The 20663-nt window shown below is 44.4% G+C and carries 21 protein-coding genes; 11 read left to right on the top strand and 10 right to left on the bottom strand.

Going from position 1 to position 20663, the window contains the following annotated elements:
* Positions 1-252: 252 nt before the first annotated feature.
* From pncB to R7E51_RS01635, 4 genes are all read left to right on the top strand, one after another.
* Positions 253-1563, top strand: coding sequence for a nicotinate phosphoribosyltransferase (gene pncB / locus R7E51_RS01650; RefSeq protein WP_021035923.1), 1311 nt, complete (start codon positions 253-255; stop codon positions 1561-1563).
* Positions 1564-1883: 320 nt separating this feature from the next.
* Entirely contained in the window at positions 1884-2243 is a 360-nt protein-coding gene (locus tag R7E51_RS01645) for a hypothetical protein (RefSeq protein ID WP_017819785.1), read from the top strand.
* A 214-nt stretch (positions 2244-2457) separates the two neighbouring features.
* On the top strand, positions 2458-2976 hold the full coding sequence (locus tag R7E51_RS01640) for a glycine zipper 2TM domain-containing protein (protein WP_005373945.1): 519 nt from the start codon (positions 2458-2460) through the stop codon (positions 2974-2976).
* A gap of 170 nt (positions 2977-3146) precedes the next feature.
* Entirely contained in the window at positions 3147-3926 is a 780-nt protein-coding gene (locus R7E51_RS01635; RefSeq protein ID WP_017819786.1) for a methyltransferase domain-containing protein, read from the top strand.
* A gap of 62 nt (positions 3927-3988) precedes the next feature.
* On the opposite strand, the gene R7E51_RS01630 is transcribed toward R7E51_RS01635, so the two are convergent.
* Positions 3989-4870, bottom strand: coding sequence for a DMT family transporter (locus tag R7E51_RS01630; RefSeq protein WP_005373940.1), 882 nt, complete (start codon positions 4868-4870; stop codon positions 3989-3991).
* A 93-nt stretch (positions 4871-4963) separates the two neighbouring features.
* Between R7E51_RS01630 and R7E51_RS01625 the strand changes: the two genes are divergently transcribed.
* The 3 genes from R7E51_RS01625 (at position 4964) to R7E51_RS01615 (ending at position 8472) form a co-directional block, all read left to right on the top strand.
* Positions 4964-5848 (top strand): LysR family transcriptional regulator, encoded by an 885-nt coding sequence (locus R7E51_RS01625; protein WP_005387224.1) that lies wholly within the window; start codon positions 4964-4966, stop codon positions 5846-5848.
* 180 nt (positions 5849-6028) lie between these two features.
* Entirely contained in the window at positions 6029-6643 is a 615-nt protein-coding gene (locus R7E51_RS01620; RefSeq protein WP_005373936.1) for an outer membrane beta-barrel protein, read from the top strand.
* 161 nt (positions 6644-6804) lie between these two features.
* On the top strand, positions 6805-8472 hold the full coding sequence (locus R7E51_RS01615; protein ID WP_017819787.1) for an ABC transporter substrate-binding protein: 1668 nt from the start codon (positions 6805-6807) through the stop codon (positions 8470-8472).
* A gap of 75 nt (positions 8473-8547) precedes the next feature.
* On the opposite strand, the gene ompV is transcribed toward R7E51_RS01615, so the two are convergent.
* The 4 genes from ompV to R7E51_RS01595 all read right to left on the bottom strand — a co-directional run bounded on the left by ompV (position 8548) and on the right by R7E51_RS01595 (position 12474).
* Entirely contained in the window at positions 8548-9324 is a 777-nt protein-coding gene (ompV, locus tag R7E51_RS01610) for an outer membrane protein OmpV (protein WP_017819788.1), read from the bottom strand.
* Positions 9325-9551: 227 nt separating this feature from the next.
* Positions 9552-10085, bottom strand: coding sequence for a copper resistance protein NlpE (locus R7E51_RS01605; RefSeq protein ID WP_005373930.1), 534 nt, complete (start codon positions 10083-10085; stop codon positions 9552-9554).
* A gap of 267 nt (positions 10086-10352) precedes the next feature.
* Complete coding sequence (locus tag R7E51_RS01600) at positions 10353-11582, bottom strand: quaternary amine ABC transporter ATP-binding protein (protein WP_005373928.1); 1230 nt, start codon at positions 11580-11582, stop codon at positions 10353-10355.
* Positions 11575-12474 carry an ABC transporter permease gene (locus tag R7E51_RS01595; protein ID WP_005373926.1) on the bottom strand — a complete coding sequence of 300 codons (900 nt, stop codon included), beginning with the start codon at positions 12472-12474 and terminating at the stop codon, positions 11575-11577. The genes R7E51_RS01600 and R7E51_RS01595 overlap by 8 nt, the downstream gene beginning before the upstream one ends.
* 499 nt (positions 12475-12973) lie before the next feature.
* On the opposite strand from R7E51_RS01595, the gene R7E51_RS01590 reads away from it, so the two are divergent.
* From R7E51_RS01590 to nqrM, 3 genes are read left to right on the top strand one after another with little or no spacing between them, the layout of a single operon-like run.
* Complete coding sequence (locus tag R7E51_RS01590) at positions 12974-13264, top strand: DUF134 domain-containing protein (RefSeq protein ID WP_005373924.1); 291 nt, start codon at positions 12974-12976, stop codon at positions 13262-13264.
* Positions 13261-13767 carry a NifB/NifX family molybdenum-iron cluster-binding protein gene (locus R7E51_RS01585; RefSeq protein WP_005373923.1) on the top strand — a complete coding sequence of 169 codons (507 nt, stop codon included), beginning with the start codon at positions 13261-13263 and terminating at the stop codon, positions 13765-13767. The genes R7E51_RS01590 and R7E51_RS01585 overlap by 4 nt, the downstream gene beginning before the upstream one ends.
* 1 nt (position 13768) lies before the next feature.
* Positions 13769-13978, top strand: coding sequence for a (Na+)-NQR maturation NqrM (gene nqrM, locus R7E51_RS01580; protein ID WP_017635136.1), 210 nt, complete (start codon positions 13769-13771; stop codon positions 13976-13978).
* On the opposite strand, the gene R7E51_RS01575 is transcribed toward nqrM, so the two are convergent.
* The gene (locus R7E51_RS01575) at positions 13956-14768 is read right to left on the bottom strand and encodes an aminoglycoside phosphotransferase family protein (RefSeq protein WP_049872752.1); all 813 of its coding nucleotides are present in this window, start codon (positions 14766-14768) and stop codon (positions 13956-13958) included. The two genes, nqrM and R7E51_RS01575, sit on opposite strands and share 23 nt — an antisense overlap.
* 187 nt (positions 14769-14955) lie before the next feature.
* Here R7E51_RS01575 and R7E51_RS01570 point away from each other — a divergent pair, with 187 nt between their 5' ends.
* Positions 14956-15150, top strand: coding sequence for a hypothetical protein (locus R7E51_RS01570; RefSeq protein WP_005373920.1), 195 nt, complete (start codon positions 14956-14958; stop codon positions 15148-15150).
* A gap of 75 nt (positions 15151-15225) precedes the next feature.
* Here R7E51_RS01570 and fusA read toward each other — a convergent pair whose 3' ends face one another.
* The 4 genes from fusA to R7E51_RS01550 form a co-directional block, all read right to left on the bottom strand.
* A complete protein-coding gene (fusA, locus tag R7E51_RS01565) occupies positions 15226-17250 on the bottom strand; it encodes an elongation factor G (RefSeq protein WP_206957448.1) in 2025 nt (674 codons plus the stop codon).
* 293 nt (positions 17251-17543) lie between these two features.
* The gene (gene dgcA / locus R7E51_RS01560) at positions 17544-18536 is read right to left on the bottom strand and encodes an N-acetyl-D-Glu racemase DgcA (RefSeq protein WP_017819792.1); all 993 of its coding nucleotides are present in this window, start codon (positions 18534-18536) and stop codon (positions 17544-17546) included.
* A 50-nt stretch (positions 18537-18586) separates the two neighbouring features.
* Entirely contained in the window at positions 18587-19591 is a 1005-nt protein-coding gene (gene dgcN / locus R7E51_RS01555; protein ID WP_005373907.1) for an N-acetyltransferase DgcN, read from the bottom strand.
* Between the two features lie 101 nt (positions 19592-19692).
* Positions 19693-20574 carry a LysR family transcriptional regulator gene (locus R7E51_RS01550; RefSeq protein WP_017819793.1) on the bottom strand — a complete coding sequence of 294 codons (882 nt, stop codon included), beginning with the start codon at positions 20572-20574 and terminating at the stop codon, positions 19693-19695.
* Positions 20575-20663 lie beyond the last annotated feature (89 nt).

Raw genomic sequence — 20663 nt, 5'->3', positions numbered from 1 at the left:
TGGTCAATCAATGGGTAAGTAACGAGTTGTTAGAAACGTTTTCGGTAGTGTTCTTAATACGGTTTGAGCATAAATTTACGGATGACTCTGACTTATTCACAATGCTTGTTCGAATTCTAGACAAAAAAACCTTATAAAAATGGGTGGTTAGTAACAAAAGTTGACAAACTATAGATGGGTGTTTATTGTTTACGCAAATTAGTTAGTAACAAAAAGTTATATACCCAGGAAGGGCATGTAGAAGGGCACCTAATGACCACCAAACTATTTTCTTCCCGCATCATTCAAAGCGCTTTGGATTTCGATGTCTACAAAGTCAATATGATGAGTGCTGTAACAGCGCTTTACCCTGATGCGATGGTGTCATATAAGTTTATCGTGCGCAGTGAGGAAGACCTTTCTGAGCTTTTGCCTGAGGTAAAAGCCGAAGTCCTTAAACTGCAAGATATTCAATTTACGCAAGAAGAAATTGAATATATTAAGCGTGTCGCGCCTTACCTGAATCCTGACTTTGTTGATGCACTGCGCCATTTCCGTTTCAACCCACAAAGCGATGTCTCTTTCCATAACAAAGCCATGGCTGATGGCTCAAGCCAGTTAAGAATTACTATTAACGGTTTGTGGCGAGATACCATCTTGTACGAAACGATCATCATGAGCATCGTGTCTGAAGTTCGTAGCCGTCAGCGTTGGTCAGATATCCCTGTTGTGCAATTTACCACTGTTTTAGAAGAGAAAGTTCGGCACCTAAAGTCGGAACTAAAACGTCGTAACATCACTAACTTTAAATTTTCTGACATGTCGACGCGTCGACGTTTTTCCTTCCAAGCTCAGCGCACTATGCTGGAATATTTGTGCCAGGAAGTGCCGGAATGTTTGACAGGAACAAGCAACTATCACTTAGCAAAAGAGCTAAACTTGACGCCTATCGGCACCGTTGCTCATGAATGGTTTATGGGACACCAAGCTCTGGTGAATGTGCGAGATTCGCAAAAAGTGGCGTTGCAACGTTGGCAAAAAATGTTTAATGGTGCACTAGGCATTGCGTTAACCGATACGATTGGTATCGATGCTTTCCTTAAAGACTTTGATGAAGAACTAAGTAACGCGTACTTCGGTGTACGTCACGATAGTGGTTGCCCTTATAGCTGGGGTGAAAAAATGATTGCACACTACCAGTCACTGAATATAGACCCATTAACAAAAACACTGGTGTTTACCGACGGACTTAACTTCGAACAAGCGTTAGATATTTGCGAGTATTTCCAAGGACGTATTCAGGTGAGTTTTGGTATCGGTACTTTTCTTGCCAATGATATGGGTGATTATGTCAATAAAGATGGTGAAGCCTACCAGCCACTTTCTATCGTGATAAAAATGGTCACGTGCAATGGTTCACCGGTCGCCAAAATCAGTGACGAACCTGAGAAAGCCATGTGTGAAGATATCTTCTTTTTGATGAATCTCAAGCGCCGCTTTGAACAACCTCTTGATTTAAATGAGTGTCGTAAAATGATCGATCGTTTAGAAACTGAAGGTCAAAATTATCTCATTGACGCGTAGGCGTTATCCTCTCTCCTTGATAAGCACCCTCTATCGTTACGACAAATTTATATAGGTAAACGTGGAGGGTGATTTCGTTATAGTAATATACAGAAGTAACCAGATACAGCGCAGGAAAGCACTCAAAAGTTGATGTGTTATCTGCCTTTGATTAGTGTAAATCGATACGTTACAGCATCGTGGACGGTGTATCTCATCCGACACTAAACTCAGTCTAATCACGTAGTTTATTCCCACGTACCATGAGCTCACTCGGGTATAGACGTCTATCTGCTTTTATGACTTTGGGCTTCACGTAGTTGCTTGAATCAGGAGTCAAAATGAACCTAGTAGTACATTTGCAAAAGAAAGCGATCCGAAAATATGGCTATGAGATGGCCACTCGCCAAGCATGGAGGTGTGGTATCAAGGCAAATCTTGTAAAGCGCGTGATTGGCCTTTTTAAAGGACAAATTGTTTGTGTGGTTGAAGGTTGCCGAGCAGAGTTTTCTTCTCCTCTTAATAACCCCCTTCACGAAGATGACAAGCAGGGGCGATATGTGTTTGTTGGCGGTGTATGCTGGGAACCAAATAACATTATAGCGCCTGGTTTCCCTGATTTTATGTTTATGCACGTGCGTAATCTAAGCCACCGTCATAAGTATTTAACGGATGACGAACTATTTTTGAGCTTGGCTTAAAAATAAATCTCATAGACTAGTCCAGCCCAATCATAATCAGTAGTGATACAGTTTTAGCTCTGTTGACACGTTGCTGAGTGTTTCTTGACGTACCTCTTATAAAACAGTGTTTCTTTACTTGTTAATAACAGAGGGTTTGTTTTCGTCTGATGTGATTTCCCTTTTGCGATTTACCATAACGCTCATCAAAGCAAACCATACTGGGATGTAAATCATGAATATGAAATCTATCGCAATTGCAACGGCAGTTGTTGCTGTACTAGCAGGCTGTAAAGACAAAACGCCACCAGCTCCAACTCAAGCAAACATTACTTTGGTTGAAGCGGTGACTGAAACGGTGAAAAAGCCGCACCAAGTATGTAAAGACGTGGTAGTAACCGAGCAAGTTGCCCCTGCGGATGACAATAAAATTATTGGTACGGTTGGTGGCGCAGCAGCTGGAGCAGCGCTGGGCAACCAAATCGGTGGTGGCTCAGGTAAAGTGATTGCAACTGCAGCTGGTACGATTGCTGGTGCACTGACAGGTCGTAAGATCCAGGAGAATGTGCAAAAAGGTGATGTAGTAACAACGACGAAAAAACAGTGTCATACAGAATATACGACATCTGATAAAGTAGTGGGTTACGACGTCACTTACGAAGTTTCAGGTGCACCAACGACGGTTCGTTTGGCGAGCAAGCCAGCGACAAAAACGTTCCCAATTCAAGATGGTAACGTTGTTCTACCACAATAGTTAGCGACTTAACCGAAGCGATTAACAAGCCCTTTTATCTTTGAGATGAAAGGGCTTTTTCACACAAGCGGCGTTTTCATCTGTTTTCCTATTGGAATGTGCGGCCAGAAATACCCGTTAATTTCCGTGTTCGATACAATCACTTTTCTAAAAGTACGAACGGAAAAAACATGGAAGATTTTTACCTGACCGAGCACGGTTTGGCTGGTTATTTCGAAGCGCAATGGTTCGACAAGTTCATTGAGGATCAACAGATTGAGATGATAACCAGTCGCTCAAAACAAGTCCCACTTTCTTTTTTGTCATCACCTCACTGCTCCCAAGTTGCTGATTTTATTGCGCAGGCGGTAATCGAAAGCAGCGTTCAGCCGTATTCCCTACTTGAGGTTGGGGCGGCGCTGGGAAGAAATTATTATGAGTTAGTGCAACGCTTACCTAACCTTAGAGAAGCGACGCTTGTGGAGCCTTCAAATAGGTTAATGGATGGCTTGAAGCAACTATTAATAGAAGAACAACGCGTCGAGCTTACTTACCTTCACGATGTGAACACCTTAAACACTTTAGAGGTAGAGAATAGAGATATCGTACAGAAATGTGCTCATGTTGATTTGACGCTAATTAACCAGCCTTTTGAGCTTGATACTCTCCAATCTCGCTTTGATTTAGTCGTATGTTTAAATGTGATTGATCAATGTGAGTCGCCACTTAGCGTGATCAATGCTCTAAAAAAAACCACCAAGGTGGGTGGGCTGATCGTTGTCTCTTGCACTTATCAGTGGAACGCGAAACACATCAAAAATAAAGAAGAGGCGGTTGATGATATCAAAGAATACTTTGCTGAAGGCTGGCGTCTAGTGTCGGAAGCCGAGCATGAATATCGCATCCGGTTTAATGATCGCTTTGCAAGGCAGTTTTTATCTCACGTAGTCGCTTACGTAAAAAACGATTAGAGCCACATAAAAAACCGAGCACTTACGGCTCGGTTTTTTAGTCTTTGGGCTAGAGCACAACTTTAAGTAACGTGCGCTTCTTGTTGCTCTTGCAACTTTTTCTTGCGACGCTCTCGTTTAGAAAGCCAAACCAGAGGCACAACAATCATAATGGTTCCTATTGCCATAAATATATCTGGCACTTCTCCAAACCAAATCAATCCCACAAACACGGCACCAATTAAGCCACTGTATTCAGCGCTAGCAATTTTGTTGCTATCGATCGAGCGGTAAGCGATGACACATGTTGCTGCATAAATCATGATGAACAAACTTGAGCCAGCAGCAACAGGGAAAGCACTCCAGTCCCAAGGTTCTGCTTCGATCAGAACAAGCAAGAAGGCTACTGGAATACCTGCCAAGTTTGTCATCAATAACGTTTGCATCACAGACTGATTTTTTGGCAGTTTTCGAATGAGCAAGTTATTGATTGCTAAAGTAATTGCAACAACTAAAGCTGAAATGGCTGCCCAATCGATTTGGTCTGGACGAATGATGACCAATACACCGGCAAAGCCCATTATCGCTGCAGCGACCGATTGCTTAGACAACTGTTCTCCAAAAAAGATTGCTGCAAGTGGCAACATGATCAATGGCGCGGCGTAAAAGATCGCGTTCGCAGTTGCGAGCGGTAAAGATGAGATCGCCAAAACCATGAATATTGCACCAAGTAACCATACGTGAGCGCGAACAGCATGCCACTTAAACCCTTCAAGAAAAGGCGCATTTTTTGTTAGCAGGTAGACTGGCAGCAGGAAAAGCACCGCTGATATTTGTCGGAAAAAGACAAATTGAAAAATAGGCACTTCATTTCCGACACTTTTAATTAAAGAGTCCGAAAGCACCGCAATGAGATTTCCAACAATTAATAGCAGCATCGCTGCTCCGACCGATGTAACTTTCACTTTTTCCTCTCCTCTTTCTTTGCCAAAGAGTAGGTGATGTCATAGGATGAAGTGAAGTGATATTTATTAGTTTAAGTATGAGATTTTTAGATAATGAAATTGCCACCACTCAGAGCTGTTCACTGTTTTGAATCTGTTGCCAGAAACTCTAGCTTTTCGCTTGCTGCTGAAGAACTCAATGTGACGCAAAGTGCCGTTAGCCACCAGATACGATTATTAGAAGATTATTTGGGTGAATCATTATTTATCCGTCAAGGCAGAAAGCTCTCTTTGTCCGATACGGGCACCCGCTATTTAGAGGATATTAGCCCAGCAATTAGCTCAATTGCGATGGCCAGCCAAAAGGTGCGAGAAGGGGACAAAGGCAGCATACGGTTGGCGATTTATAGCTCGCTTGCCGTAAAGTGGCTTATTCCGCGTTTGTCTGATTTTAAGCGCTTACATCCAGAAATCGATCTGACACTCAATATGGTCGTTGGTGATCCTGAACAGACAGACAGCGTTGGCGATTGTTTCATCACGGTAGAAAAGCCAAAGCGAAACTACATGTCGGTAAAGTTATACGCGGAGACGCTGTATCCGGTCTGCAGCCATAAAATTTGGAAAGAGTTGCAAGATCAACCGATTCCAGAAGCGCTTTGGCGATACCCTATTTTGTCGACAGACTCAATTTATCGTGAGAGAGGAAAAGACTGGGCTGAGTGGTGCAGAGCGGGCGGTTACACCTTGCCGAAAGATGTCGATGTTCAACATTTTAGTCATATGTTGTTGGCAATAGAGGCGGCGCGTTATGACCAAGGCATCGCATTTGCGAATGATTTTATGCTCAATGAAAGAGATAAAGCGCACGATTTGGTGTACATCCCTTCTCATGGATTGGAAACCGGAGACAGCTTTTATTTTATTCATAAAAAGAGTCGAGCCAAGCAAGCGGAAATCATCAAGCTCACTAACTGGTTGAAGCAGCAATGCTTGTGAAATGACTAAATTGTCAAAATTAAGAAAGAAAGTGGCAAAGTTGTGTCTAAATATTTCATGTTTTATTGAGTTTTTATTCATTAACATCCACTTGGTTTTGAAACCAAGTGAAATGGACAGCATGGCATGCTTAAGGATGGGCAAAACACAACCTCAATAATTAACAGGCAGTGAAATACAATGTTTAAAAAAACATGGCTAATGACAGCCCTTCTAGCAACATGTTCTGTTGCAAACGCAGCTCCTTACGTTGGTGCATCTGTAGGTCAAGCATCGTTTGGTGATGTTAATGGCTCTATCAATGGTGGTGGTACTAACGCTAGCACTAAACTTAAACTTGAAGATGACTCAAGCCTTTCAGGCAAAGTATTCGGTGGTTACAAATTCAACGAATACATTTCTCTAGAAGCAGCCATTGGTGGCTACGATGCTTTAGACGGCAAAGTTGTTACTGTTGGTGACATGAAGTATCTATCGATTCAGCCAAAAGCGACTCTACCGATTGGCGATCGTTTCAACCTTTTTGCTAAAGCTGGTCTTTCTTACTTCAATGCTGAATTCAAAATTAGCAACTCTGTGATTGACGGTAGCGCAGGCCATACCACCATTTCTGACAGCACTGTAACAGGCATGTACGGTTTAGGCGCAGAGTTCGCTATTACTGAAAACTTTGCTCTACAAGTTGAATGGGAATACATGATGCCTGAGCTAGACATTGCGAAATTTGGCAATGAAAAAGTAACGGTTGATGCAGACATCAATGTGTTCTCTGTAGGTATGAGCTACCGTTTCTAAGAATACTTATTCAAGTTACCTCTTGGCTTAGTAAACGTTTTTGACTTCTGTTGGTCGAGCTGAGTCCAAGCTTTGAATTTGTTTAGATATAGCACAGGAAGTTTAGTTGCTAAGCGTCCTGTGCTATTTTTTTTGCTTTGGAATAACTCTTAGGAATCTTTGTGAACGATGTCAATCTTAGGTATCTGGATCTACTGTTAAAGCACTTTGAACCTCACCAGTATCACCTTGTTACGCTTTCTGAGCTAGAAGCGGTGATTTGCACGTCGAGGCGCAATGTTTCTATTGTGATGAAAAAGCTTGCCACTTACGATTGGGTCGATTGGCAACCTGCGATTGGCCGAAGTAACGCTAGCCGTCTCAGTATTAATATTTCCCTCCAACAAGCGATGACCGAGTTTTTGGTTGAGGAGCTTGGCAGAGGAAGAATGAACTCAATAACGAAACTTATTGATTGGTTCGGTCAAACCGCGGTTAGAGCACTAACTATCGCATCTGAAAAAGTGAATCGATTGAATGAATCAAATAACGCTATTTTGATTTCTTCTTACCCTTGGGTATCCAAAATCGACCCTGCGAATACTTACCGTCACACTGAATTACACGTCGCGAAAAGCGTTTATGACGTATTGCTGACCCAAAATTCCAATGGTGGTATCGAGCCATCGTTAGCACACGAATGGAAAATGGAAGGCAAGGTAATGACGTTATGGTTGCGGCCAGGCATATATCGCCATGATGGCGAACCCCTTAACATACAGGATGTGGTTTGGAGTATAGAAAGACTTAGGGAGATAAAAGGACCAGTTCACGAGCTCTGGCAATGCATTGATAGCGTGGTTGCAGAAACATCTAACTGCTTAAAAATCATATTGAAGCATCCGAACAAGTTGTTTCCATACATGCTAGCAACTCCTCATGCGTCTATTCTGTGTCGAGATGTCGTCTCTTTCGGTTCTAGTTATTCCTACCACATAGGGACTGGGCCATTTAAAATCAGCGGCTGGAACCAGGAGAGTATGACTCTTGAAGCGCACAAAGAGTATTTTTCAGCACGCGCATTGTTAGATCAAATAACGCTGTCTCATGGTGATGTTAAAACCTTAAATATGTTGAGCTTTAACCAAAGCTCCGATCACGTTGAAGTGGAAAAAATTAGCGCATTTTCATATGTGACCTACCGCGAACGCGCGGAATCCCAACTCACAAAAGAAACTTGGTATCAACTCGCTGATTACATCCATGTGCAAAAGCGAATTTATGATGCGCCAAGTGCCGTTGACAGCATTCAGTTAGAGACTCACGAGCAAGATTTATCAATAACAGATGGTGTTGTGATACCTAAACTGAAAGGTAAAGTGGTATTAGCTGAACCTGTCTGGACGATTCCGAGTTTAATTCGTCATTCCGAATGGTTGCACAGTGTGATTCGTGCAACGGGATTAGAGTTAGAGATCATTGTTATTGATGACATTAGTTTTCCTGAGGTAGTGTCTCACCAAGCAGATTTGCTCTTCATTGAGGAAGTCATGGAAGCACCATTTGAATATGGCATCTTCGAATGGCTGTCGATAGCAACTGGACTGCGTTTTAGTTTTGATCAAAGCCAGATGTTAAGCCATAGAGAAAAGGTTCGCAGGGCGATGGCAGATGATCACTCGCTACAGTCTTTATTAAACCTAGAGAAAGCGCTGCGCGATCAGTACCTATATTTGCCTTTGTTTGTTGGCTACGAAGAAGTGACAAAAACACAGCAAGTGCGAGGTGTGCAGGTGAAGAATACAGGCTATAGCGATTTACATAGGTTATGGATTGCTCATTCACACTAGAGTCGGTGTTCAAGATTATGCAAATGTCCAACGCATAAAGCCATCGAAATGATGGCTTTATAAGGGCGTATCGGATTAGAAGTTGTACGACACACTTGCGCCAACAACCCATTGGTTTGCGCTATCAACGATAGAAGAGTCGCTGATACCGCTGCCTAGGCGCGTGTATTGTGTCATTTGGCTTACTTGCCAGTTGTCGTTGATTGGCATAACAAGTTTGTAGCCCACACCATAGCTTACCGTTGAATCACCTTTGTATGCTTTGCGGTTTGCGTTTGCTTCGCGTTGTTTCACACCAAAGTAGTAATCTACGTAGTCTTCACTTTGATAAGTTAGGTTAGCAAAAGGAACAAAATCAACACTACCGAATTTCATGATGTGGAAGTAAGTCGCGCCCGCCAAGTAACCTTTGTAAGCACCGCTGATATCGTGCTGAAGGTATGTAGAAATGACGTTGTTTTGATCCAGTGTAAAGTCTGCGTTTAAACCTAGATCGACGGCGAAACGGCGTTTATCTGTGCCTTTCAGGCTTTTCGCTGTATCACCGTCGCGCATTACACCACTACCTACAAGGTAGGCACTCATGTTGATTAACTCATTGGTGTTACCGAAGAAGCGGTAGTTAATGCCACTTAGGTCGGCATTAAAGTCGTCACCATGGTAACCACCGTTGAGAATTGGTGCTGTATTATGCTTTTGAGCTTTGAAAAGATCGCTGCCTTGAGCCACACCAGCTTCTACGTTCCAACCGCCTTCGTTGTTGTAGATGTTACCGTTACGAATGTAAGTATCGCCAGCGAAAGCTGAGCCAGCAGCTGTCAGAGTAAGTAGTGCAATTAATGTTTTTTTCATCATTTTTCCGAGTTGTTCTGTTTTGTTTTGTTTTGAACACTGTACAAAATGACGTTGTAAGCATCTATCGGCAAAGCGTATGGAAATGTAATGAACAATCAGGGTAAGAAGCAGAATGTTGCTTCAGAATAGAAAGGTTGCTGGAATAGCTTTCGTTAAAACAGCGAAAAAATCCGAGCTGGGGTGGCTCGGATTTGGGGTATTTATCAGGTATTGATACTAACTTCTTACTGTTTCGTTAAGTTGTATAGTGGTGCTAGGTCACCCGTTACTTTTTCGCCATTCATGTCTAGCTTCATAAGTACGTTTTCACCAACAAAGTATTGGTTTGGTGCATCTTCATTTGTCAACGTTACGATGCTGCCATTTGCGTCCCAAGTGAATTGACCTTCAGATTTTGATTGACCGTCTTCTTTGTCTTGGTAGCTTTCTTCAAGTACGTAAGTGCCATCTTGATTTAGTGTGATGGTCATATCGATACCAGCACAATCCGCGCAAGGTAGTGTTCCTTTGTAGGTGCCGTTCCAGTCCAGAGCACTTTGTGCGTTGTGTTCAGAGTCTACAAATGTCTCTTCAGTAATTACCTGTTCTTCTTCTACTGGTAACGTGTCAATTGTCTCAGTCGTAACGTCTGCACTGGTGGTGACTTCAGTTTCCGTTGCCTGAGGTACTTCAACTGCGCTTGTTTCGGCAGGTTTCTCATCTTGACAGCCTGCAAGAATGATTACCGCGCCTGTTAGTGCCAACATTGTCTTTTTCATTTTATCCCTCTTTAAATCAAGATTTTGTATGAGAGTAATAGTAGACATTTATCGAGGATTTGCGTCATCAAAAAGCAATAGAATGATCTAACTATGTCAATAAAACCGGATATGAGCATGAAATTGTCAGGAAAATCAGAACAATGTAAATGTTGCTTTGGGTATCAAGCTTGAGCCCACAGACAAATATCTAAAAAGGGGAGTGGGAGTGGGAGTGAGTTAATTGATAACAGCCCACATTGTTGTGAGCTGTATTATCAACATCATCTAAGAAACGTTATTGAAGCTTGAGCGTGAAGTGCCTCGTTTTGTGCTTCGTTGATCAGAAAACAGCTCCGCAATAACCTGACGATTTAATTCGCCTTTCAAATGGCCGTGCTCATCGATGACGGGCAGTGAATGTTCACACGACATGACTTCAGTCAGCACTTGCTCAATGGCTAAATGTGGAGAGATGATAGGCACCTCTTCATAGATATCATCACGCCAATCTGATATATGAGTTAACTTCGCTGCGTTTAGCAATCCTTGCTGTGTTATCACGCCTTGATAGCCTGCATTGGTCTCATGGTAGGCATAATCACGTTTAACACGTTTCATTTCACTTAGTGCATCTTCAATGGTTTCAGCGCGAACACAGTACGAAGGTGGCTGCATCAGCGTTTCGACTGTCAGTGCTCGCGCTCTATTGACGTCTTTTACAAAGGCTTCAACGTACTCATCGGCAGGATGCAGTAAAATTTCGTCTGGTGAACCTTGTTGGACAAGTTCACCGTCTTTAAGAATCGCGATGCGATCGCCAAGTCGAAGCGCTTCATCTAAATCATGAGTAATGAAAATAATGGTTTTGTGCAGCTTCTGTTGCAGCTCTACCAGCTGATCTTGCATTTCGCTCCGAATCAGAGGGTCCAATGCTGAAAAAGCCTCGTCCATCAACAGTATTTCGGCGTCGGTAGCCAGTGCCCGTGCAAGGCCCACACGCTGTTGCTGTCCACCCGATAGTTGAGCAGGATACTGGTGCTTATAACCCGTCAGTCCAACGGTTTCTAACCATTCATTTGCTTTTTCTAAGCGCGCCTCTTTATTCATTCCCTGAACTTCCAAACCATATGCGATGTTGTCGATAACAGTGCGATGAGGCAGCAAACCAAAGCGCTGGAACACCATAGACATCTTGTGACGGCGAAACTGTTCAAGCTCTTTGTTCGAAAGTTGCATGACATCCACCCCTTCTACCAAAATCTGCCCCATGGTTGGATCGATTAATCGGTTGAAGTGGCGAATCATGGTGGATTTTCCAGAACCGGATAATCCCATAATGACAAAAATTTCACCCTTTTGAATTTGCAGGTTGATGTCTTTTAGTCCGACCGTGTGGCCCGTTTCCGTTAAAACCTGCTCTTTACTATGTCCCAACTTAACGCGCTCAATCACGCTATTGGGCTTGGGGCCGAAGATTTTATACAGACCGCTGATTTCGATAAGTGGACTAGTCATGTTTTGAGTCTCCTAAATGAGCTTGAGTGCGTTTCGCATACGCTTGTGAAGCACGATCAAAAAGGATTGCTAGGGCGACAATTGCTAAACCATTGAGAAGACCAAGAGTGAAATATTGATTGGTAATAGACTTTAGAACAGGCTGACCTAAACCTTTTACCCCAATCATTGATGCGATGACCACCATTGACAGTGCCATCATGATCGTTTGGTTAATTCCCGCCATGATGGTTGGCATTGCAAGCGGAAGCTGAACCCCAAAAAGCCGTTGCCGAGTGCTGGCACCAAATGCGGTTGCGGCTTCCAATACTTCTTTATCAACTAGACGAATGCCCAAATTGGTTAAACGAATAACCGGTGGAATCGCGTAGATCACTACTGCAATAAGGCCAGGAATTTTCCCGATGCCCAATAACATCACAACTGGAATGAGATACACAAATGCCGGCATGGTCTGCATGACGTCGAGTAATGGTGTTACCACCGACTGAATGCGATTAGAGCGCGCCATAGCGATACCGATAGGGATACCGAGTGCAATGGCAAGCATGGTACACACAGTGATGATACTGAGCGTGCGCATAGTGTCTTCCCACATTCCGAAATAGCCAATCAGAATCAGCGAACCAAAACATGCAGCGGCCAGTTTCCAAGAGCGGCTGGCGGCATAAACGAGAGTGGTGCAGACACCTAAAATAATGAACCAAGGTGTAGAAATCAGAAGTTTTTCAAACCAGACAAGAAACGCAAGGAGCGGATCAAACAGAGACTCAATGAGTTCACCATACTCGCGAGAGAAATCTCTGTAGGCGCCGTCGAGTGTTTTGCGAATCGCCCTGAGATCAGAGGCATCCATTTCCGGGAATTCGCTGAGCCAATTTGAGTCAGACATATGTACTTCCTTTTTCTGATATACCTAAGCGCTTTCAAGAAACTTAATTTGGCAAGAAGAGTAGGGCACCTAGGCCAAGTAATGGTCGTTCGACAGGTTCTTTATCGAACGTATTACTCTTTAAGCTCAGGCGAATATCGTCAAACTTCTCTTTTTCGTTCCTTAGGTATACATCCTTTAAATAAAACAATCATTAGTGTTCAAACTAATAATTTGCTTAGATTATAGTTTTTCTTCTTCAATAAAATGAACACATTAGCGTGTATTTGTATGAAAAATCTGCGCAAATTAACGTTTTTATTATCCGGTTAATTAGAATTGATCTTTTTGCTCGTTTGTCATCGAAATTTCTAAATTATTAGATGTCTAATTAATGCTGATGTATTACGTATTTGTCGTGTTGATTTTTGCAAACTTAGTTTATTGGCATATGCTAAAAATGTTATTGGCATATGCCAGTTTAAGGCGTAATTTGACTCTGTGTTTTTGAGGGACAATGATGGCAAGACCAAAGATAGAAAGACGAATATGCGGACGTGCGGCTCACCACTGCTTTAAGCCCAATGGCATTCCATTTAATCAGTTGGAGCAAGTCGCCATATTACCAGAAGAGTTAGAAGCGCTACGTTTAGCCGACTTAGAGGGGCTTAGCCAGCAGCAAGCTGCGGAGCAGATGGGCGTTTCTAGACAAACTTTTGGTAACACAGTAAAAAGTGCAAGATTGAAAGTCGCAAAAAGTTTAGTTGAAGGTCATGCATTAGTTTTTCCGAATGAGGAGTCAAACTTATGATTTATGCTATTCCTAATGATGGTGAGCGGGTGGCAAACCACTTTGTAAAAGCACCATACATCGCTATTTATTCTGATACTGACGGTATGCTAAAAAACTTAGCGAACATTGCTTCTATGCCACAAGCGGGTTGTAATGCGAAGTCTCAGTTGATTCAGTCTCTACAAGGGTACAATGTGGATGCTGTTCTTGTGCGAAATATTGGTGAACGTGTATTGGCAAAGCTACTTAGCAGTGGCACGCCAGTATTTAGGCTGTCTACTCGTAGTTCATTGGAAGATGTGCTTGCGGTTCCAAGAGAGCCTTTGATTGAGCCCTCTCAAGGACGCCCATCAAACAATCATAAGAAAAGTGTTCACAAACAAAAAGGCGGCTGCGGCTCCTGTGGTTGTGGTGGCCAAAAATCAAAAACCTCCTTGTTGGCAAGACCTAAAGCGCTACTCAAAGCAACATCTAGCCCTGCTATACTTAAGCTAGAGTCGATGGCTAATAAGGCAGGTTAATATGGTTTGGTTATTTACCTTTCTTGGTTTTCTCGCAATCATTTTGTTGATGTCACTTGGCGTCATTTTTCATAACAAGCGTATTCAAGGAAGTTGCGGCGGTTTAAACAACGTCGGTGTTGATAAAGTATGCAACTGCGAAACCTCATGCGCAGAACCTGAAAGGCGTTTATATCAAATCTCAGAGCCTAACTCATCACCTGAGCGCTAAGGCTTTTGGCCCATTGCGGCAAGGTTTGCCGAAACCAGTCCAAATATTTGCTGGTCTGCGGATTCTCTCTGGAGACCAGTATGTTGACTACCTCGACAACGATCCACGCTTTTGCTAGTCCGATATCGCGCGCCAATTCTGTTGTTTCACCTTTCTCTGCGCACTCTATATACTTGCCTGCTACGTTCAAGTAATCATCAAATGTGCCCATGCCCTCGATGAGCGGCGCTAAATCTATCGCGACATGCCCTGTAGAAAAGCGTTCCCAGTCGAACAGCACTAGCTCGCCATTTTCGCGCTGTCCCCAGTTTCCAGCATTCGAGTCTCCGGAGATCAAGTTCTGTCCATCGAAAAGATGCGCCGATCGTTGTTGGAGGTTGTGGAAGAACTGCTCTGTCTCTGAGCCCAGTTCAAGTGTAGCGAGTGCTTGTTGAGTCGCTTGTGGTGTCCACTGGTGGCGGTGATAAACACCATCTGATGTTGGTGGAAGTTGGTGCAGTTTGACGAGTTGTTCAATGACTCGATCATCTTCAAGTAAGAATGCTTGCTCGACTGCGTGGGGAACGTATTCAATGTGCAGAACGTTTTTCTGGTCGTCGAATTGAATCAAGCGCGGTACGTGTATTCCAAGCGCGTTAAACTGTTCGGCATAGCGTTGATAAAACGCCACTTCTATTTGAGTAGGGTTACGTTTTTCTATTACTTGGACGCCATCTTTTTCGATGAGAAAAACTTTGGCACTGCCCATTTGGTTGAATTCTTGTTGCGACACCGGACTTCCTGTCTTCATGTAGAGAGAGCTCACCTTAATCGCTGCACTCACGTTTGCCAATAGCCACGACAAAGTGCCTCAAAAATATTAAATGCAACTGTTTAAATATGATTTTGCTGTGAGTGTCTAAATTTTACACAGTCTCGCCTGTACTCCGATAAATTCGTTCTACGCTTACTATTCGTCTTAATAAAGGAGAACCAAAATGGCTGTAATGAAGCAGGATATTCCAAATCGTGTAACGGTTTACCATGACAATATCGATCAAGAACAAGAGCTGAAAAATGCGATGCTGCCAGAGAAACCGCGCTACTTTAACGGTGCTCCGACTTACAAAGCGAACAGCATCGAAGAGTTTGAAAGCAAAATCAGTCAGATAGGTTTGTCTCTCGATAAATAATTTTTCTTTTACCTAAAAGCGCCCTCAAAATGAGGGCGCTTTTTTGTTTATGTGATTGATTTGAATCGTAGGGAATTAACCTTGTTGTGCACTGCCTTGGCAGACCTGTTTTTGCACTGCTGGTGGCGCGGGCTCGTAATGGCTTAAAGTCATACTAAAACTGCCTTCACCACCCGTGATAGCTCGTAATCGACGAGCGTAATCTTGCAGCTCGTTTACTGGTGACTTGGCTCTGAGTAAGGTGAAGCTACTGTCGATTGGCTCGGTGCCTTCGATTAAGCCTCGGTTTCCAGATAAATCTCCAGAAACATCGCCAACGTTCGCGGTTGGGATGTGCAGTTCCATCTGGACAATGGGTTCTAGCACAATAGGATCGGCGTTGTTAATCGCATCTAAAAAGGCTTTCTTACCTGCGATGACAAACGCAATTTCTTTCGAATCGACGGAGTGATATTTACCGTCATAAACGGTGACTTCCACATCCTTAATTGGGTTGCCAGAAATCGCGCCTTCCTCTAACGCTTGCAAAATACCTTTTTCAACAGCAGGAATGAGCGCGGTTGGAATGGCGCCACCCACTACTTTGTTGATGAACTTAAATCCGGCACCACGTTCGAGTGGACGAACCTTCAATTGCACTTCACCAAACTGGCCTGCACCGCCACTTTGTTTTTTGTGTCGATAATGCCCTTCGGCAGGTTTGGTGATGGTTTCAAAGTATTCGACGCTTGGTTGGCAGGTTTCGACGTCCAGTTTGTACACGTTCGCCATCTTTTCTAATGCGACTTTGAGGTGAAACTCCCCTTGGCCGCTGATGATGGTTTCGTTGGTGCGAGCGCGATGTTCGATGCGCAGCGAAGGATCTTCACTGGCAATTTTATTCAGCACATCTCCTAATTTTTGCTCATCTCCACGCTTAAGAGGCTTCAAGCACAAAGAATACATGGAGTCAGGAAGGTCCAACGTTTTGAGTTGAACTCCATCTTCTTCGTGAGAGTCATGAACGATTGAATCGAATTCGAGATCATCCACTTTGGCTAAAACGCAGAAGTCGCCTGCAAGCGCGCGAGGGATCTCGGTTCTATCTTTGCCCTGCAGTTGATATAAGTGCCCAACTTTAAATGCCTTGTTGCTTTCGCCAATATAAAGCTGGCTGCCCGCATTGATTTCACCCTGATACACACGTAAGTAGGCAAGTTTTCCCATATATGGGTCGACGCTGACTTTGTACACGTGTGCGACGGTGTGCTCTAAGGTTTCGCAATTTACTTTGATTTTTTTGCCGTTCTTTTCCAGTAGAGGAGGGTTACCCTCGTTTGGCATGGGCATGATCTCCGCCAAGGTGCGTAGCAGCAGCTCGACGCCCGCGCCGGTTTGTGCTGAGACAAAACAGACCGGAATCACATGTCCAGTTCTCAGTGCTTCTTCAAACGGATCATGCAGTTGCTCTGCGGTGAGTTCGGAGCCTTGTTCCAGATACAGTTCCATTAGTTCTTCATCGACTTCGATAACTTGGTCAATCAAGGTCTCATGAGCTTCATCTACCGTCGTAAGTAAGGTTTCTCGTCCCAATTCTGGTTCGAAATAGCAGTCAACTACAGATTCCCCGTCAGCCGAAGGTAAGTTGATCGGCAAGCAGTGGTCACCAAAATGCTCAACGATGTTCTCCATCAATCTTTCTAACTGATTACCGTGGTTATCGAGCTTATTGATGATGATCATCTGACATTTTTGCTGCTCTTTAGCAAAGGTGAATAAGCGATCGGAAGTTTGGTTAAGTGGGGTTTGAGGGTCGATGACAAGGGCAGATGTTTCAACGGCAGGAAAAACGCTGATAGTACGGCCAAGTAACTCGTTTTGTCCCGGAGTATCGATGATATTGAGCCGGTGTTTATTCCAGCGCAGTGCGACTGGCGTTGCTTCAATACTGTGTTGATATTGGATGGATTGAGGGTCGAAGTCGGTAACGGTATCGCCTTTTTCTACGCTGCCTAAATGGTGCGTGGCATCGCAGGTGAAGAGCAGTTTTTCTATCAGCGTGGTTTTACCGGTCCCGGTTTGGCCGACAAAAGCGATATTGCGTATTTTGTTGATAGGCATAGAGCCTCCTTGCAAGATGGCGTGAAAAACCTACGAATTGCTAGGAAGTGGGTTGTTATAGAAACCCACGCACTGCATTGGAGTAGGGCGGGATTACCGCCTATTCGTTTTCCACGTCATTTTCCGGATGACTCGATGCATAAGACCACCTTCTTGGACTACTGGAATCTTAGCATGCCTCAATAACCATATAATTTATGTGACTTATTTCATGATGGGGCTGATTGTTTTTTAATCGAGATCATAAACTCAGAGGTTCTGACTTTTGGAGCAAAACCTCTGGATTTTTTAGGCTATTTGGAAAGAACGATTTCGCCGTCGCGATAAACCAAGCTTGGCGTTACATCTTGTCCGAGCAACACCGGGCCATCAAGATCGACAACGCTTGCCTGAGCAGCAATGGGTAAGGCAGCGCGCATCGCAAGCGACGTCCCCAACATACAACCGGACATGAGGCTAAAACCGAGTTTTTGGGCGTCGTCGGCTAATAATAGTGCTTCAGTGAGCCCGCCAGTTTTATCTAGCTTAATATTCACCATTTCATATTTTCCAACCAGCTGATGTAATTGCTCTCTGGTGTGACAACTTTCATCGGCGCAAAGTGGAATGGGGTGCGGAATGCTGGCGAGTACGTCATCGCAGTCTTGTGGCAACGGTTGTTCGATCATGGTGATGTCTAGCGGTTCGAGTTGAGCAAATACCGTCGCGAGGTCGAGGCTTTGCCATGCTTCATTCGCATCTAAAACAATTTGCGCGTGCGGCGCAGCATCGCGTACTGCGGCAACGCGATCAAGCACGTGTTCACCATCCAGTTTTACCTTAAGCAGTTTTGCGCCTTGGCTAAGGTAATCCTGCGCCTGTTTTGCCATCGCTTGCGGCGTGTCGATAGAAACCGTCATCGCCGTCACAATCGCCTCTGGTAACGTAAAGAGGTCGTGAACCTGTTGCTTGTGGCTCAAAAGCGCGTGAAGATGCCAAAGGGCGCAATCCAATGCATTTCTTGCCGCCCCCGTGGGCAATAACGATTGAAGCTGGCTTTTGAGAACCATGACATCAGCTTCGCCTTTGGCATACAAACTTTGCAGTTCATGTGCGGCGTGAGAAATCGCCTTAATCACCGATTCAACCGATTCACCATAACGAGGGTATGGCGTGCATTCACCTTGGGCGGTCATGCCTCGATGTTCAATTGTCACTCGGACTACGTGGCACTCTGTCCGACTGCCGCGAGAGATGCGAAATGGTGTCGCCATGGCAATCGTGACAGGTTCTACATGAATTTTCATCTCACTAGTTTTCCCTAAACCGCAGTTATTTTCTAAACCGTAAATGTTTCTTAAATCGTAAGGAGCCTATCTGCAACCGCATCAACGCCAAAACGTACAGGGTCGGTGACGGGCACTTGGTATTTGTCGCTCCAATCCTGGCATAACTGGGCAGCATCTTCTTCGCTGAGCGCCGAAGTGTTTAAGCAAATACCCACTAATTGAGCGTTTGGATTTGTTAGGCGAGCAGCGGCCAGATTCGCTTCTATCGTTTGTTCAATGGTTGGCAAGCTCGCATGTGGTAAGTTGCGGATGTGCGGGCGACCAATCTCATGGCACAGTATCAGAGCGTCAGCTTGTGCGCCGTGAAGTAAGCCCAAACTTACGCCAGCAAACGAAGGGTTAAATAACGAACCTTGCCCTTCGATGATGTCCCAATCGTGATCGGTGAACTCAGGGCTGATCGTTTCTACTGCGCCGGAGATAAAATCGGCAACTACGGCATCAATTGAAATGCCACTGCCTGCGATGAGAATTCCAGTTTGACCCGTTGCTTTGAACTCTGCGCGACAGTTTTTACGCTTTAATGTGTGCTCAATGGCGAGGGCAGAGTACATTTTGCCAACGGAGCAATCTGTTCCTACAGTAAGTACTCGCTTGCCTGCGCGAGCTTTGCCATTGCCGACCTTGAGCGGGGCATCATAATGGCGAACATCATACAGTTTGGTTAATCCGCGTTGTTCTAGATCGGCAAGAGGAGAAAGTTCCGCCAAACGTTGGTGCATGCCCGATGCAATTTCAAATCCCATCTCTGCCGCTTCAAGTAAGGTTGCTTGCCAAGCTTCGGGAATGACGCCTCCTGGATTTGCCGTGCCGAGCACCAGCGTTTTTGCTCCTTGCTGCTGCGCTTGTTGTAGTGTCATGTCGGTTAAACCAAGCGATACGGTTTCTGGCGTCAGGCGGATTTGGCCAAGACAAATCTCAGGTCGCCATTGGTATATGCCACGCGCGGTTTTTGCTGCGAGTGGATCGGTTACATCGCCAAGAAAGAGTAGGTAAGGTTGAGCAATTTGCATGATGGTTCCCTTCGTCATCGTTATTGCTCATTAATGTAGCCAGACTGATTTAGGAAACCGAATGCTTATTTGTTAGGCAGGTATAACTTCAGGTTATACCTTTAACCCATCTGTTGTTTTAGGGCGGTGATAAATTGCTTTGTCGCAATGGATTGAGGTGTGTGCTCTGCGAATAAAATAGAGACGGAGAAGGACATATTTGGCTCCAAAGCATGCACGGAAACGGCATTATCTTGGCGATATTGTTTTGCAGTCCAAGGGTCTACAATTGCGAATCCTGCTTCGTTTTTCACCAGTTCAGCCGCCGCGGAGTAGCTGCGGACGGTGATGGCATGTTGATAATGCTCGTCACGCGCTGATAAGGTTTGATGCAGCAATAGACCCAAAGGGTCTCGGCTATCTAAACCGATAATGAGTAAATCGTGACTGATGAGTTCTTCTAAAGTGACGGTTTTTTCTGTGGGTATCGCTGCGCTTTTAGGGGCAATTAGCGCCAAGTTTTCTTTTAATAACATGTGTCCCATGATCGCTGGTGGCGTTTCTTCACCGAACGCAATGGCGACATCCAATTCATGTTTCAGTAAACCTGAGCACAGCTCATCGCGATTGGCCGTTAAGAGCTCAAAGGAGATGCCGTGCTCTTTCGACAGCAACGCGACAGTCGGCGCTAACAAGTGTGCGGCCAAAACAGGCGGGGCACCGACTCGTAAATGTTGAGTTCCCTGTTTGACTTTGTTGGTCAGAGAGCGAAATTGTCCGAGTTGTTGATAGACTTTTTCAGCCTCTGGCAATAAGGCTTTGGCTTCTTGAGTGGGAACGAGACGCCCCTTTACACGCTCAAATAAAGCGAAGCTCAGTTGTTGTTCTGTATGGGCGAGAACTCGAGTTACATTGGGCTGGGAAACGTGTAGTAAGCGAGCCGCACCAGACACCGTTCCTGCTTGCATAATGGCGTAAAAGACTTCTAATTGCCTTAAATTCACTGCGAATTCCTTCTGCTCATGTTGGTCACCTCAGAATACCCAACCTTGCTGATAAGCGATAGAGGTAAAAGTGCTGGCGTAAAAAATAG

The sequence above is a fragment of the Vibrio sp. Vb1166 genome, from assembly GCF_033338695.1.
Classification (GTDB): domain Bacteria; phylum Pseudomonadota; class Gammaproteobacteria; order Enterobacterales; family Vibrionaceae; genus Vibrio; species Vibrio alginolyticus.
Note: the sequence above shows the minus strand (reverse complement) of the source record. Positions and strands in the feature narration are given on the sequence as shown.